This is a genomic window from Thermus brockianus (genome assembly GCF_001880325.1).
GTDB lineage: Bacteria > Deinococcota > Deinococci > Deinococcales > Thermaceae > Thermus > Thermus brockianus.
Window position 1 is genome coordinate 435,713 of record NZ_CP016312.1, and the last position, 14,021, is coordinate 449,733.

Consider the following 14,021-nt stretch of genomic DNA (forward strand, 5'->3'; position numbering starts at 1 on the left):
ATTGTACCCGTGGGCCAGGCCCCCATGCCGGGGGGCTCTCCGGTGTAGCATAGGGGGCATGGACGTCCTGGAGAAGGCCGTGGCCGGGGAGAGGCTTTCGGAAAGGGAGGTCCTCGCCCTCTTTGACCTCCCCCTTCCCGAACTGGCCGCCGCCGCCCACGAGGTGCGGCTCAAGAAGACCGACCCCGAGGTGGTCACCTTCCTCATAGACCGCAACATCAACTACACCAACGTCTGCACCGTGGCCTGCGCCTTCTGCGCCTTCTACCGCACCAAACGCCAGAAGGACGCCTACACCCTAAGCTACGAGGAGATCGCCAGGAAGGTGGAGGAACTCTACCAGGTGGGGGGAAGGCGCATCCTCATGCAGGGCGGGGTGAACCCCGACCTCCCCCTGGAGTGGTACCTGGACCTCCTCCGCTACCTCAAGGAACGGTTCCCCGACCTCCGGATTGACGCCTTTAGCCCCGAGGAGATCCTGGGCCTGGAGCGCCTCACGGGCCTTAGGGCCGAGGCCATCCTGGAAAAGCTCAAAGCGGCGGGGCTGGACGGGATGCCGGGGGCGGGGGCGGAGATCCTGGTGGACGAGGTGCGGCACAAAGCGGCCCCCGCCCGCATCAAGACAGCGGACTGGTACCGCATCGTGGATGCCGCCCAGGCCCTGGGCCTCTACACCCTGGCCAGCATGGTGATCGGGTTTGGGGAAGGCACCAAGGAGCGCACCGCCCACCTCCTCGGCCTCCGCGCCCAGCAGGATCGGGCCCAGGAGCGCTACAAAAACGGCTTTGCCGCCTTCGCCCTTTGGACGTTACAGGTGGAACACACCCGCCTCAAGGGCAAGGCGCCCGGGGCCACGGCCCACGAGTACCTGAAGACCTTGAGCATCGCCCGGCTCGCCCTGGACAACTTCGCCCACTTCCAAGCCTCCTGGCCCACCCTGGGCTTCAAGGTGGCCCAGGCCGCCCTCTACTACGGGGCAGACGACTTCGGGAGCACCATGCTGGAGGAGAACGTGGTCTCGGCCGCTGGGGGGCACGGCCGCACCCACGCCACGGTGCGCCAGATCGTGCGCCACATCGTGGATGCGGGCTTTAGGCCGGCGGAGCGGGACCCCCTTTACCGCATCCTCCGCTACCCCGACCCCGAGGCCATCCTGAGGGAGCCCGAGCCCCTGGAGCTACCCCTGGCCTAGCCCGTGCGCTTGAGCTTTCCGGTGCGCTTGGCCCAGCGCTCCGCCAGACCGAACACCCAAAGGCCCAAGGGGATGAAGGCAACCCCCATGAGGAGGAGGACCACGAGCTCCGGGAGCACCGCCCCCAAGGGGGCCCCTACCAGGTGGCCGGGGGCGGAGTCCGGGTGCTGGATGCCCAGGAGCTTGCGGCTGGCCTCGAGGGCGTAGGTGGCGGGGGAGATGTAGGCCAAGGGCTGGAGCCAGGTGGGCAAGACGGAAACCGGGTAGTAGATGCCGGACACCAAGAGCAAGACCCCCTGGAGGATGTTGGTGGCCTGGGCCCCGTTTTCTGGGCTCATCACCGGCAGGATGGCGGCCATGAGCCCTAGGCCCATGAAGGCCAGGCTCCCCACCAAAAGCACCACCAACACCCCCCAAAGGTTGGCCCCGGCAAGGTCCAGATCCACGAAAAGTGCCAGACCCAACAGGATCACCCCGGTGCGCACCACGCTGTAGAAGGTGGCGAAGAGGCTCACCCCCAAAAGGTGGACCAGGCGGGACACCGGGGCCATGAAGGTGTACTCCAGGGTGCCCTCCCAACGCTCGTAGGCGATGGAGTTGGCGATCTCCTGGTACATGGCGGAAAGGTAGCTCCAAAGGAGCGCTCCTAAGATCAAAGTGAGGGTGAGGCGGAAATCCCCCTGGGCCACCCCGATGAGGGCGATGGTGGCGGCGTTGACGATGGTGTAAAAGGTGAAGACCACCACCCAGGAGAAGTAGCGCCGCGTCAGGTGGAAGTCGCGGAAGACAAAAGCCCACATGGGCAAGAGATACCTACGAAGCATCGGTTCCCTCCTCGAGGCCTTCCCCCGTCATTCGCAAGAAGGCTTCCTCCAGGTTCCCAGCCCCGGCCATGGCCTTAAGCTCCTCCACCGTCCCCTCCGCCACCAGCCTTCCCCGCACCAGGAAGCCCACCCGGTGGGCCAGGCGCTCCGCCTCGGCCATGTCGTGGGTGGTGAGGAGGAGGGTGGTGCCCTCCTCCCGCCTGAGTTCCTCCAGGAAACCCTGCACGTCCCGGCGGCTTCGCGGGTCTAGGCCCGTGGTGGGCTCGTCCAGGAGGAGGAGGGGCGGGCGGATGAGGAGGGCGCGGGCGATGGCCACCTTCTGTTGCATACCCCGGCTCATCTCCTCTAGGGGGTCGTCAAAGCGCCGGGTTTCCAAGCCAAGCCGCTCCAAGATGGCCATGGCCCGCCGCTCCGCCTCCTTGGGGGAGATGCCGTAAAGCTGGGCGGCGAAGAGGAGGTTTTCCCGGGGGGAGAGTTTCTTGTAAAAGGCGGCGTCCACGCTCACCCGGCCAATCCTTTCCCGCACCCGCCGTTCCCCCTCGGGCAAGGGATAGCCCAGGATGCGCACCCGACCGGCATCGGGCACGAGCAAGGTGGAAAGGATGCGGATCAAGGTGGACTTGCCGGAACCGTTGGGCCCCAAGAGGGCGTAGGTCTCCCCTTCCGCCACCCGGAAGGAAACCCCTTTCAGGGCCCACTCCTCCTGCCTACGGCCGAAGGTGGTCTTGCGGAATACCTTGGAAAGGTTTTCTACTTCAATGGCCCACACGCACGCCTCCTTAAGGGGTAACCCCTGAAACTAGCGCACCAGCGAAGGAGGCTAGCGGGAAACCCGGGTACCCTCCAAGGTACCAGGGCGGGCCCTCGGGCGCAAGTCTCAGACCGGCTCTTTCGGGTAGAGCCCCTCCCGAATCTCGGCCAGGAGGGAGCTTAGGGGCTCCCCCCTTTCCAAGGCCCGGATGAGGGCGCTCCCCACCACCACCCCGTCCGCCACCGCCGCCTGGGCGGCGGTGGCCCGGCTGGACACGCCAAAGCCCACGGCCACGGGCAAAGAGGTCTTGGCCTTGATGCGGCCCACCAGGTCCCGCACCTCCTCGGGCAGGCGCTCCCGCTCCCCCGTGACCCCGGTGACGGAAACGGCGTAGACGAAGCCCGTGGCGTAGCGGACCACGGTTTCTATCCTCCTTTCCGTGGAGGTGGGGGCGAGGAGGAAGACCGTTTCCAGACCGATTTCCTGGGCGAGGCGCACCAGGGCGGGGTCCTCGTCGGGGGGGAGGTCGGGCAGGATGAGCCCCGTGGCCCCCGCCTGCTGAAAGAGGCTAAAGAAGCGTTCCGGCCCCCAGGCCAGGATAGGGTTCAGGTAGGTCATGAGGAAGAGGGGCTTATCCGTGAGGGCCCGCACCTCCTTCACCAGCTCCAAGACCCCCTGGACGCTCATCCCCTTCCTCAGGGCCACCTCGCTGGCCCGCTGGATCACGGGGCCGTCCCCGAGGGGGTCAGAGTAGGGCAGGCCGATCTCCAAGAGGTCGGCCAGGGGGAGGACCTCCTTCACCGCCTCCAAAAAGCCCTCCCGGCTGGGAAAGCCGGCGGTGAGGTAGGGGATGAGGGCAGCCCGCCCCTCCCCCCTGGCCTTGGCGAAGGCCTCCTGCGTGGTCATAGCTCCCCTCCCAGGAGGCGCATGGCCTCGGTCACGTCCTTGTCCCCCCGGCCCGAGAGGTTGATGACCACCACCTGGTCCTTCCCCATCTCCGGCACCACCTTGGCGGCGTGGGCGATGGCGTGGGCGGACTCCAGGGCGGGGATGATGCCCTCGAGGCGGGCCAAGAGCTTAAAGCCCTCCAAGGCCTCCTCGTCGGTGACGCTGGCGTACTCGGCGATGCCCATATCGGCGTAGTAGCTATGCTCCGGCCCCACCCCCGGGTAGTCCAGGCCGGCGGAAACGGAGTGGGCCGGGGTGATCTGCCCGTCGTGGTCGTAGAGGAGGTACATGTAGCTCCCGTGCAAGACCCCCCGCTTCCCTGCCCCGATGCTGGCGGCGTGCCGCCCGCTGGCAAGGCCCTCCCCCGCGGCCTCCACCCCGATAAGGCGGGGCCTTTCCCCCTCGGGCAGGTAGGCGAAGGGGGCGAAAAGCCCGATGGCGTTGGACCCGCCCCCCACGGCGGCAATGAGGGCATCGGGGTAGCGGCCGAAGGCCTCCAGGCTTTGCCGCTTCACCTCCTCTCCGATGACGCTCTGGAAGTCCCGCACCATCATGGGGTAAGGGTGGGGGCCCACCACGGAACCCAGGATGTAAAAGGTGGTGCGCACGTGGGTGATCCAGTCCCGGATGGCCTCGTTGGTGGCGTCCTTGAGCGTGCGGCTTCCCGCCGCCACTGGGCGCACCTCGGCCCCGAGGAGCTTCATGCGGAAGACGTTTAGGGCCTGGCGCCGCACGTCCTCCTCCCCCATGTAGACCACGCACTCCATGCCAAAAAGGGCGGCCACCGTGGCCACGGAAACCCCGTGCTGCCCCGCCCCCGTTTCGGCGATGACCCGCCTTTTCCCCATGCGCCGGGCGAGGAGGGCCTGGCCCAGGGTGTTGTTGATCTTGTGGGCCCCCGTGTGCAGAAGGTCCTCCCGCTTCAGGTAAACCTGGGCCCCGCCCCAGTACGCCGAAAGCCGCTTGGCGTGGAAAAGGGGCGTGGGCCGGCCGGCGAAGGTCTTTAGGTAGTGCTCCAGTTCTTCCAGGAAAGCGGGGTCCTTTTTGGCCTGGAGGTAGGCGGCCTCCACCTCTTCCAGGGCGGGGATGAGGGTTTCGGGAACGTACCGCCCCCCATAGGGGCCAAACCGCCCCCGGGGGTCAGGCAGGGGAAAATCCGGCAAGCGTAGCATCTTCACTCTCCAAAAGGCGCCAAGCGCCCAAAGCCCATTTATCCTATCGCCTTAAACCGACAGGGAAAAGGCCAGGGCCTCGGTAGCGCCCGTGCTTCCTTTTGAAGGCGAAGGGGGTTCTTACCCGCATAGGCCTAGGGTAGAGGGTCTTGCCCCGCCCTGCAAGTAGACTGGGGAACATGGAAGGGGACGCCATCCCCGTGTTGGACAAAGGCTTCGTGCGCCTGGTGGACGTCATGGGGGACGACCGGGCCATCGTCCAGGCGGCCCGGGTTTCCTACGGGGAGGGGACCAGGACGGTGCGGGAGGACGCCGCCCTCATTGACTACCTCATGCGCCACCGGCACACGAGCCCCTTTGAGATGGTGGAGTTCAAGTTCCACGTCAAGGCCCCCCTTTTCGTGGTGCGCCAGTGGTTCCGCCACCGCACGGCGAGCGTCAACGAGATCTCCGGGCGCTACTCGGTCCTTAAGGACGAGTTCTACGAGCCAAACGCCTTCCGCCGCCAGGCCAAAAGGAACAAGCAGGGCTCGGAAGGGGAACTCGCCGACGAGGAGGCCCTGGCCCTCCTCCGGGAAGCGGAACGGGAAGCCTACCGGGTCTACGAGAAGCTCTTGGAAAAGGGGGTGGCCCGGGAGATGGCCCGCCTGGTCCTCCCCCTCAACCTCTACACGGAGTTCTACTGGAAGCAGGACCTCCACAACCTCTTCCACTTCCTCAAGCTCCGCCTAAGCCCCGACGCCCAGTGGGAGATCCGGGAGTACGCCAAGGCCATCGCCGAGATCGTCAAGGCCCATGTGCCCCTGGCCTGGGCCTCCTTTGAGGAGCACGTCCTCCACGGGGCGACCCTCTCCCGCACCGAGCTCAAGGCCCTGGAGGGGCTCCTGACCCCGGAGCTTTACGAGAAGGCCCTCGGGGCCTTGGGCCTTTCCGGTTCCCGGCTCAAGGAGGCTTTGGAAAAGATTTTCGGCCCTAAGGCTTAGCCAGAAGCGCCTCGGGGGCCTGGCCCGTGGTTTCAGCGATGAGCCGGAAAAGCTCTTCCTCGGTAAGGGTGGGTACCCCCAGGGCGCGGGCCTTTTCCAGCTTGCTCCCGGGGTTTTCCCCCACCACCACGTAACTGGTCTTGCGGCTCACCGAGTCCGTGACCTTGGCCCCGAGGCGCCGCAACAGGGCCTTCACCTCTTCCCGGGGACGGGAAAGCTCGCCGGTGATGACAAAGGTAAGCCCTTTCAGGGCCTCCCCGCCCCGTTCCTTGGCCTCCATCTCCACCCCCGCCTCCTTCAGGCGGCGCACCAGGTGGCGGAAGGCGGGGTCCTGGAGGGTTTCCCAAATCCCCCGGGCGGTGAGCTCCCCCACCTCCTCCACCTCCAAAAGCTCTTCCAGGGTGGCCTCGAGGAGGCGGTCCATGGTGCCGAAGCGGGCGGCCAGGTTGCGGGCCAAGACCTCCCCCACCCCGGGAAGCCCTAGGGCATAGAGGAGGCGCTCCAGGCCCCGGTGCTTGCTCTCCTCTATCTGGCGGAGGAGGTTCTCTGCGCTCTTCTCCCCCATGCGCTCTAAGCCCACCAGATCTTCCTTCCTGAGGCGGTAAAGGTCGGCCACGTCCTGGATAAGCCCCTTTTCCAAAAGCTTTTCAATGAGCTTTTCCCCCAGGCCCTGGATGTCCATGGCCTTGCGGGAGGCGTAGTGTCGGATGGCCTCAAAGCGCTTGGCGGGGCACAAGGGGTTGGGACAGCGGTGGACCTTGCCCTCCTTCACCAAACGGTGGCCGCACTCCGGGCAGCTTTCCGGCCAAAGGATGGGCCTTTCCGCCCCGGTCCGCTTCTCCTTGAGAACCCTCAGGACCTCGGGGATGACCCCTCCCGCCTTGTGGACCAGGACGTGGTCCCCGATGCGGATGTCCAACTCCTCTATGTAGCTCTCGTTGTGCAAGGTGACCCGGGAGACCTCACTCCCCTCAATAAAGACGGGTTCCAGGATGCCCACCGGGGTCACCCGCCCCGTGCGCCCCACCTGGAAGACCACCTCCAGAAGCCGCGTTTCCTTCTCCTCCGCCGGGAACTTGTAGGCGATGGCGTAGCGGGGGGCGCGGGCGGTGTAGCCCAGTTCCCGCCAAAGGGCGAGCTCGTCCAGTTTCACCACCACCCCGTCCGCCTCAAAGGGAAGGGCGCGCCTCTCCCTGAGCCAGTCCTGGTAGACCCGCTCCACCCCATCTGCGCCCACGGCCCGGGCGAAGCCGTGCTCCACGGGGAAGCCCTTCTCCTTAAGCCACAGGAGGAGGTCGTACTGGGTCTTTACGCCGCTTTCCTCCAAACCCAGCCCCAGGGCGTAAAAGGTGGCCCTCAGGCCCCGCTTGGCGGTGATGCGGGGGTCCTTCTGCCGCAAGGAGCCGGCGGCGGCGTTCCGGGGGTTCTTGAACACCTTCTCCCCCGCCTCCTCCAACTCCTCGTTGAGGCGAAGGAAGGCCTCTATGGGCATGTAGACCTCCCCCCGCACCTCCAGGCGCTCCGGCACCCCCTTAAGCCTTCGGGGAAGGGTGGGGATGGTGAGGAGGTTCTGCGTCACCTCCTCCCCTACCTCCCCATCCCCCCGGGTGGCGCCCCAGACCAAGACCCCCTCCTCGTAGTAGAGGTTCACGGAAAGCCCGTCCACCTTGTGCTCCACGGTGTACACAAAAGGCCCCTTGCGGCCTAAGGCGCGCTCTATCCGCTCCTCAAAGGCTTGCAGCTCCTCATGGTTGAAGGCGTTGTCCAGGGAGTACATGCGGCTTGGGTGGCGGACGGGGCGGAAGGTGGCCTCGAGGGGCCTCGCCCCCACCTGCTCCGTGGGGGAGTCGGGGCTTTTGAGCTCGGGAAAGCGCTCCTCCAGCTCCTTGAGTTCCCGAAGAAGCCGGTCGTACTCGGCGTCGGAAATCTCGGGGTCCGCTAGGACATAGTAGCGGTAGTTGTGGTAGCGGATGAGGTCCCGAAGCTCGTTGATCCGCCTCCTCGCTTCCTCCAAGGTCATGCCCTGAGTTTACCGCTGGGTATAATAGCCCCTGGCGAATAGCCGTAGGAGGTGAGCATGAAACGTGTACTGGCGCTTCTTGGGGTTCTGGCCCTGGGCCTAAGCCTGGCCCAGGTGCGGGTGGGCATCGCCTTTGACGCCGGCGGCAAGTTTGACCGCTCCTTCAACCAGTCCGCCTGGGAAGGGGCGCAGAAGGCGGCCAAGGACTTTGGGGTAAGGCTCTTTGACTTTGAGCCCGCCGACCCCTCCCAGGTGGGGCAGGGCATCCGCACCTTCGCCGAGGAGGGCTTTGACCTGGTGATCGGCGTGGGCTTCGCCAACGAGCCCGCCATCACCGCCACGGCCAGGGAGTTCCCCAGGGTGAGGTTCGCCGTGATTGACGCCGTGCCCGGGGAGGGGAAGCTGGCCAACGCCGTGGGGCTCGTGTTCCGCGAGCACGAGGGGAGCTTCCTGGTGGGCTACATCGCCGGCAAGCTGAGCCGCACCGGGGTGGTGGGCTTCATCGGCGGCATGGACATCCCCCTCATCCACAAGTTTGAGGCGGGCTTCCGCGCCGGGGCGGAGTACGCCTTCAAGGAGGACAAGATCCAGGGCAAGGTCCTGGTGGGCTACGTGGGGAACACCCCCGCCGCCTGGAACGACCCCGCCAAGGCCAAGGAGATCGCCGCCGCCCAGGTGCGCCAGGGCGCCGACATCATCTACGCCGCCGCCGGTGGGTCGGGGCTCGGGCTCATTGACTACGTGAAGCAGACCAAGTGCCTCAAGGAGGGCGGCAACGTCCGCTTCGTGCGCAAGGCGGACCCCTACGCCAAGGTGGCCAAGTACGCCGACTACACCCGGGCCTGTGGCACCGACGGCACCAAGGCCACGCCCCTCTTCTTCATCGGCGTGGACGCCAACCAGAACTACCTGGGCGACACGGACAACAACCCCGCCACCCTCAACCACGGCCTCACCTCCATGATGAAGCGGGTGGACGTGGCCACTTACGAGGTCATCAAGAGCGTGGTGCAGAAGAGCTTCAAGGGCGGGGTGCGGGAGTTCGGCTTGAGCAACAACGGGGTAGGTTACGCCCTGGACGAGTACAACAAGGCCCTGATTCCGGCGGGCGTGGTGAGCCGGTTGGAAGTGCTCAAGCAGCAGATCATCAAGGGCCAGCTCAAGGTGCCGGAAACCCGCTAAGGCGGGGGGACTTGCGAGCCGGGGCTTGCCCCCGGCTTTTTGTATACTCCTCCCGTGAAGAAGGCCCTGGTCCTTAAGGACATCACCAAGCGCTTCCCCCTGGTCCTCGCCAACGACCACATCTCCTTGGACCTGGAGTGGGGCGAGGTCCTGGCCCTGGTGGGGGAAAACGGGGCGGGAAAGTCCACCCTCATGAAGATCGTCTACGGCCTCCAGCCCCCGGACGAGGGGGAGATGTGGGTGGACGGCAGGCCCTACCGGCCGAGAAGCCCCCTGGACGCCATCGCCGCCGGCATCGGTATGGTGCACCAGCACTTCATGCTGGTGGAACCCTTTACGGTCTTGGAAAACCTGGTCCTGGGCCTGGAGCCCGGAAGCCCCCTTTACCTGGACCTCGAGGCCGCAAGGAAGCGCGCCCAACGCCTCATGGAGGAGCTCGGCTTCCAGGTTCCCCTGGACGAGCGCATTGAAAACCTTCCCGTGGGCCTGCAACAACGGGTGGAGATCCTCAAGGCCCTTTACCGTGAGGCCAAAATCCTCATCCTGGACGAGCCCACCGCCGTCCTCACCCCCCAGGAGGCGGAGGAGCTTTTCCGCTTCCTCAGGGCCTACGTGGCCCAGGGCAACGCCGCCATCTTCATCAGCCACAAGCTCAAGGAGGTGCTGGCCGTTTCCGACCGGGTCACGGTGATCCGGGACGGGAAGGTGGTGGGCACGGTGCGCACCCCGGAAACCTCCCTGGAGGCCCTCGCCCGGATGATGGTGGGGAGGGAGGTGGTCCTACGGGTGCAAAAGGGCCCGGCCAGGCCCGGCGAGGTGGTCTTAGAGCTGGAAAACTTCGCCGCCCCGCCCCGGCTCAAGGGGGTGAGCTTCCAGGTGCGGGCGGGGGAGATCGTGGGCATCGCCGGGGTAGAGGGGAACGGCCAGACCGAGCTGGTGGAAGCCCTAACCGGCCTCCGCCGCCACCAGGGGGTGGCCCGCTACCTGGGCAAGCCCCTTCCCACCCTGGCCCGGGCGGTGCGGGAACTGGGCATAAGCCACGTCCCCGAGGACCGGCATGCCCGGGGCCTCGTGTTGGACTTCTCCGTGCGGGAAAACGCCATCCTGGGCGACCAGCACAGGCCCCCCTTCCGGGGCTTTTTGGGCTTTCTGGACGGCGACGCGATGGAAGCCCACGCCCAGGCCCTGGTGGAGGGGTTTGACGTGCGGCCCCGGTCCACGGAGCTTTCCGCCAGGCGCTTCTCCGGGGGCAACCAGCAGAAGATCGTGGTGGGCAGGGAGCTTCTGAGGAAGCCCCGCCTCCTCATCGCCGCCCAGCCCACCCGGGGAGTGGACGTGGGGGCCATTGAGTTCATCCACCAACGCCTCGTGGAAGCCCGGGACCAGGGGATGGGGGTGCTTCTGGTTTCCGCCGACCTCTCCGAGGTGCTAAACCTCGCCGACCGCATCCTCGTCATGTACGAGGGGAGGATCGTGGGGGAGCTCTCCCCGGAGGAGGCCACGGAGGAGCGCCTTGGCCTCCTCATGGCGGGCATCCCCGCCTAGCTACTCCCGGAACTCCCCCGCCACCTGCCCCAGGACCACCACCTCGCCCTTCTCCAGGGCGTAGCGCACCCTTTCCCCCCGGACGAAGCCCTTCTCGTCCCGGCTTTCCACGTTCCCGAAGAGGTAGGCGAAGCCCTCCTTCTCCCGCACCAAGGCCCTGTCCGCTTTGGTGGTGCGCCCGCCTTGGACGAACTCCACCCCAAATAGCCAAAGGGCCTCCTCGTCCAGAAGGTAGCGGAGGCGTTCCGCCTTGCCCGAAAGGGGCTTTTCCCCCTCCCGCTTAACCTCTAGGGGGCCTTCCAAAAGGGCCTCGCCGGTATCGTTTTGGTAGCGAAGCCTCCTCCCCTTTACCCGGGTGGCGCCCTCCTCCACGTAGACCTCCCCGGGAACGGGGTTGGCCTCGAGGCGCCCCTCCTCCTCCAGGTACCGGGCGTTTCCCCCAGAAAGGGAAAGGGTCTCCTCGCTTCCCCGCTCCACCACGGCCAAGGGCCCCGAGGCCCGCACCGCTTCGCCCAGGCGCACCTCCACCCCCCTAGGGTCAAAGAGGACGAGGCGGAGGTACCTCTCCCCCTTCCCCTCCCCCGCCCGGCGCAGGCGAAGGAGGTGGGGAAGCCCCTCCCGGGTGAGGTCGGGGTTGTAGGCGGCCTCCACCCGGTCCCCCACCCGAAGCCCCTCCTCCACAGCGCTTCCCCCGTCGCGGAAAAAGGCCCGCCCCCCCACCGTCACCTGGGTCTCGCCCAACGCCTCCAACTCCCCCACCAGGAGGTCCCCGTAGTCGGCGTAGAAGAGGCTATCCTCCTCCCCGCTCACCCAGGCCACCACCTTCTTTTCCTTGCGGACGAGCTCCACCTCGGGGCGGAAGGCCTCCTGGGCCAGGGCGAGAAGGAGGGCCAGGGCGAGGCCCAGGAGGAAAGGGCGCATCACTTCTCCCCGAGCTTCTTAAACTCCTCGGTGGGCAGCCGGAAGGCCCGGCCGTAGACCCGCACCTGGTGGCGGTTCACGTTGTGGAGGAGGGTGCTTCCGGAAAGCTTGAAGCCCTCCTTCTTGTTCTCGCTCAACGCCGGCCTTCCCAAGACGATGGCCTCCCCCGTGGTGTCGTCGTAGTAGAGGCTATCCCCCACCGTGACCAGGTCCCCGTCCACCAGGCGCACCCCCCCCGTGGCGATGAGGCGCTTGGGGCCGGTGAGGCTCCGCACCTCCTTGGCCCGGATGACCAGGTCCCCGTCCCGGCGCTTGCGGGTGAGGACCACCTCCTTGGCGTCCGTGAAAACGGCGAGGCCCCTTTCCTCCTCGTAGTAGACGAAGCCCGCCCGCCCCTCCTGGTTGCCGCTTTTGAGGAGGGCGTTTTCGCTCGTGGAGGTGTCCGTGTCCACCTGGAAGGCCATGCGGCCCGCCTCCACCTCCACGGGGTCCTCCCCGGGCTTGGGCTCCTGGCGCATGCGGGCAGGCCCCAAGAGCTCCCCCTCCCCCGTCTTCTCCCGGTAGACCAAGACGGGCCCCCGGGCCTCCACCCGGCCCCGGCGCACCACCACGCCCCCTTCAAAGCGGGCCTCCCTTTCCCCTTCCGCCTCCTGCATGGTCTTGCCCTTGGGGGCGGTGAGGGTGGCCTTGGGGGCCTGGATGGTGAGGTCCTTAACCCGCCCCCTCACCTCCCCCTCAAAGGTCCAGGGACCATAGCGCAGGTCCCCCGAAAGCCTGCCCCCTTCCACCTGGATAACCCGCACATTGGAAGCCGCCAGCGCCAAACCGAGTAGGGCCAACACCCACGCTTTTTTCACGAGCTACCTCCTTCCACGGTGCAAGGACCAAAGCTTCCCCCGGCGGGGAAAGAGAACCGGGGGTTTTGCGCCTCGAGGCGCTCCAAGGCGAAGTCCGAGCGGAAAGCCTCCGCCTCGCCCCTTAGGTTTGGGGCCTCTATTCGCACCCAGGGGGCGAAGAAGCCCTCCTTCTGCCGGATGAGGACCTCCCCCTTGCCCGGGGCGGAAAGGGCCAGGCGGTAGCAACCCTTTAGGATCTCCACCTCGGCGTAGGGGGCGCGCAGGTTGTCCCCAGGCTCCACCACCACCTCGGGCGCCTTGAGCCTAAGGTCCAGACGCCCCTCCACGTACCGCTCCCCGAGAAGCCCCCCCCGGATGCGGAACACCCCCCCCTCCTCCACCATCTCCTCCGCCCGGAAGCGCCATTGCACCCCCTCCTCCTCGGGGAAGAGCCAAAACTCCACCCCCTGAAGGCGCACCCCCGGGACCGGGGGAGGCGCGGCAGGCCCGGGGCGCAGCCAAAGGAAGAGGAGAAGAGGGAGGAAAAGGGCGAGGGGGAGGAGGTACCGCGCCACGTCCCTTACCCTAAGGGAATACCCTTGAGAAAGATGACAGGGGCCTTCACCCCAGAACATCCCGCGGGTTTCCCCGCACCCTTAGGTTCACCCAGGTCTTGCGCAGGCGGAGCAGGGCTTTCAAAGGGCGGTAGAGGGGGGAAAGGGGCAGGGTGTAGGCGGGAAACTGCACCCTCTTCCCGCCAAATCCCTCCTTGAAGCGCCAAATCCCCTCGGCGTGGCTCCCTTCAGGGGTCCGGGGGACGCCCCACAGGTCGTAGATGCGGTAACCCTGGGCGATGCCGTGGCGGATGGCCATAAGGTGCATGCCCATGGGGGCCTTGGCCTCGGGGTGGTGGCGGCTACTTCCCCCGTAGAGGTAATCCACCTTTCCGGCAAATCCCACGAAAAGCCCCGCCGCCAAGGGCTCGCCCTCCTTGAGGGCCAAAGCGATGAAGGCTTCCCCCAAAGGCTGGTTCATCTCCCTTAGGACCGCCCGGTAGTACGCTTCCGAATGTTGCAAGAGCTTCGCCCGCCGGTTCGTTTCCTCAAAGAGGCGAAAGAACTCGGGGAAGGCCTCCTCCCCCGCCACGAGGAGTTCGGTGCGCTTCTGCGCCAGGCGGGCGTTGCGGCGGTGCATCTCCTTCATGCCCTTGAGGAGAGCCTCTTCCCCCTGGGTGAGGTCCAGCCAAAGGGAGTAGCCGGGCTGGATGGGTTCCTCCGGCAAAAGGCCGGCAAAGGCGGGGGGCGCCTCCTCCGCCGAAAGGCCCGCCTCCGGCTCCAGGACGAGGTGGGTGCCCCTCACCCCTTTGGCCAGGGCCCGGGCCACCTGGGGGAGGTCCACAAGGCGCCCTAGGGCCGGGCCCCTGGGGGCGTAGGCCAGATGCAGCCCACCGGGCAGGCGTTTTAGGAGGACCTGGGCCGCCCCCAAAAGCCTATCCCCCTCGTACACGGCAAAGCGCTTGGGCTCCCAGCCGGAAAGCCGCTTCACCTCCCCCCAGCCAAAGGACTGCAGGGCGCTCGTGATGGGGAGGCCCGAAACCAGCCGGTTCCAGGCCTCGGGTTCGTGAACCTCCGCTAGCTCGGCCATCCC

The 14,021-nt window shown here is 66.7% G+C and carries 13 protein-coding genes; 4 read left to right on the plus strand and 9 right to left on the minus strand.

Going from position 1 to position 14,021, the window contains the following annotated elements; genetic code table 11:
• Positions 1-58: 58 nt before the first annotated feature.
• The gene (gene mqnC, locus A0O31_RS02225; protein WP_071676492.1) at positions 59-1,192 is read left to right on the plus strand and encodes a cyclic dehypoxanthinyl futalosine synthase; all 1,134 of its coding nucleotides are present in this window, start codon (positions 59-61) and stop codon (positions 1,190-1,192) included.
• Here the strand turns inward: mqnC and A0O31_RS02230 are convergent.
• From A0O31_RS02230 to trpB, 4 genes are all read right to left on the minus strand, one after another.
• On the minus strand, positions 1,189-2,016 hold the full coding sequence (locus A0O31_RS02230) for an ABC transporter permease (protein ID WP_071676493.1): 828 nt from the start codon (positions 2,014-2,016) through the stop codon (positions 1,189-1,191). The two genes, mqnC and A0O31_RS02230, sit on opposite strands and share 4 nt — an antisense overlap.
• Positions 2,006-2,785: an ABC transporter ATP-binding protein gene (locus tag A0O31_RS02235; RefSeq protein WP_071676494.1), complete on the minus strand. Its 780-nt coding sequence runs from the start codon at positions 2,783-2,785 to the stop codon at positions 2,006-2,008. Before A0O31_RS02235 ends, A0O31_RS02230 begins: the two co-directional genes overlap by 11 nt.
• Positions 2,786-2,893: 108 nt before the next feature.
• A complete protein-coding gene (gene trpA / locus A0O31_RS02240) occupies positions 2,894-3,673 on the minus strand; it encodes a tryptophan synthase subunit alpha (RefSeq protein WP_071676495.1) in 780 nt (259 codons plus the stop codon).
• Complete coding sequence (trpB, locus tag A0O31_RS02245; RefSeq protein WP_071676496.1) at positions 3,670-4,887, minus strand: tryptophan synthase subunit beta; 1,218 nt, start codon at positions 4,885-4,887, stop codon at positions 3,670-3,672. The genes trpA and trpB overlap by 4 nt, the downstream gene beginning before the upstream one ends.
• Positions 4,888-5,066: 179 nt before the next feature.
• Between trpB and thyX the strand changes: the two genes are divergently transcribed.
• A complete protein-coding gene (gene thyX, locus A0O31_RS02250) occupies positions 5,067-5,870 on the plus strand; it encodes an FAD-dependent thymidylate synthase (RefSeq protein ID WP_071676497.1) in 804 nt (267 codons plus the stop codon).
• Here thyX and ligA read toward each other — a convergent pair.
• Positions 5,860-7,890: an NAD-dependent DNA ligase LigA gene (ligA, locus tag A0O31_RS02255; protein WP_071676498.1), complete on the minus strand. Its 2,031-nt coding sequence runs from the start codon at positions 7,888-7,890 to the stop codon at positions 5,860-5,862. The two genes, thyX and ligA, sit on opposite strands and share 11 nt — an antisense overlap.
• Positions 7,891-7,947: 57 nt before the next feature.
• Here ligA and A0O31_RS02260 point away from each other — a divergent pair, with 57 nt between their 5' ends.
• Together A0O31_RS02260 and A0O31_RS02265 are read left to right on the plus strand one after the other, a co-directional pair.
• Entirely contained in the window at positions 7,948-9,072 is a 1,125-nt protein-coding gene (locus A0O31_RS02260; protein WP_071676499.1) for a BMP family lipoprotein, read from the plus strand.
• A gap of 54 nt (positions 9,073-9,126) precedes the next feature.
• Positions 9,127-10,617 carry an ABC transporter ATP-binding protein gene (locus A0O31_RS02265; RefSeq protein ID WP_071676500.1) on the plus strand — a complete coding sequence of 497 codons (1,491 nt, stop codon included), beginning with the start codon at positions 9,127-9,129 and terminating at the stop codon, positions 10,615-10,617.
• Here the strand turns inward: A0O31_RS02265 and A0O31_RS02270 are convergent, their stop codons facing one another.
• The 4 genes from A0O31_RS02270 to A0O31_RS02285 are packed head-to-tail and all read right to left on the minus strand — an operon-like array spanning position 10,618 to position 14,018.
• Positions 10,618-11,538 (minus strand): hypothetical protein, encoded by a 921-nt coding sequence (locus tag A0O31_RS02270; protein ID WP_071676501.1) that lies wholly within the window; start codon positions 11,536-11,538, stop codon positions 10,618-10,620.
• Positions 11,538-12,395, minus strand: coding sequence for an LptA/OstA family protein (locus tag A0O31_RS02275; RefSeq protein ID WP_071676502.1), 858 nt, complete (start codon positions 12,393-12,395; stop codon positions 11,538-11,540). Before A0O31_RS02275 ends, A0O31_RS02270 begins: the two co-directional genes overlap by 1 nt.
• Positions 12,392-12,949 (minus strand): hypothetical protein, encoded by a 558-nt coding sequence (locus tag A0O31_RS02280; RefSeq protein ID WP_071676503.1) that lies wholly within the window; start codon positions 12,947-12,949, stop codon positions 12,392-12,394. Before A0O31_RS02280 ends, A0O31_RS02275 begins: the two co-directional genes overlap by 4 nt.
• A 46-nt stretch (positions 12,950-12,995) precedes the next feature.
• Entirely contained in the window at positions 12,996-14,018 is a 1,023-nt protein-coding gene (locus A0O31_RS02285; protein ID WP_071676504.1) for a lipid II:glycine glycyltransferase FemX, read from the minus strand.
• Positions 14,019-14,021: the final 3 nt, after the last annotated feature.

Bases quoted from the DNA above. Each gene is read 5' to 3' on its own strand.
- trpA (WP_071676495.1), bottom strand. From the start codon at position 3,673: ATGACCACGCAGGAGGCCTTCGCCAAGGCCAGGGGGGAGGGGCGGGCT.
- A0O31_RS02285 (WP_071676504.1), bottom strand. From the start codon at position 14,018: ATGGCCGAGCTAGCGGAGGTTCACGAACCCGAGGCCTGGAACCGGCTG.
- mqnC (WP_071676492.1), top strand. From the start codon at position 59: ATGGACGTCCTGGAGAAGGCCGTGGCCGGGGAGAGGCTTTCGGAAAGG.
- A0O31_RS02270 (WP_071676501.1), bottom strand. From the start codon at position 11,538: ATGCGCCCTTTCCTCCTGGGCCTCGCCCTGGCCCTCCTTCTCGCCCTG.
- A0O31_RS02230 (WP_071676493.1), bottom strand. From the start codon at position 2,016: ATGCTTCGTAGGTATCTCTTGCCCATGTGGGCTTTTGTCTTCCGCGAC.
- thyX (WP_071676497.1), top strand. From the start codon at position 5,067: ATGGAAGGGGACGCCATCCCCGTGTTGGACAAAGGCTTCGTGCGCCTG.
- A0O31_RS02260 (WP_071676499.1), top strand. From the start codon at position 7,948: ATGAAACGTGTACTGGCGCTTCTTGGGGTTCTGGCCCTGGGCCTAAGC.
- trpB (WP_071676496.1), bottom strand. From the start codon at position 4,887: ATGCTACGCTTGCCGGATTTTCCCCTGCCTGACCCCCGGGGGCGGTTT.
- ligA (WP_071676498.1), bottom strand. From the start codon at position 7,890: ATGACCTTGGAGGAAGCGAGGAGGCGGATCAACGAGCTTCGGGACCTC.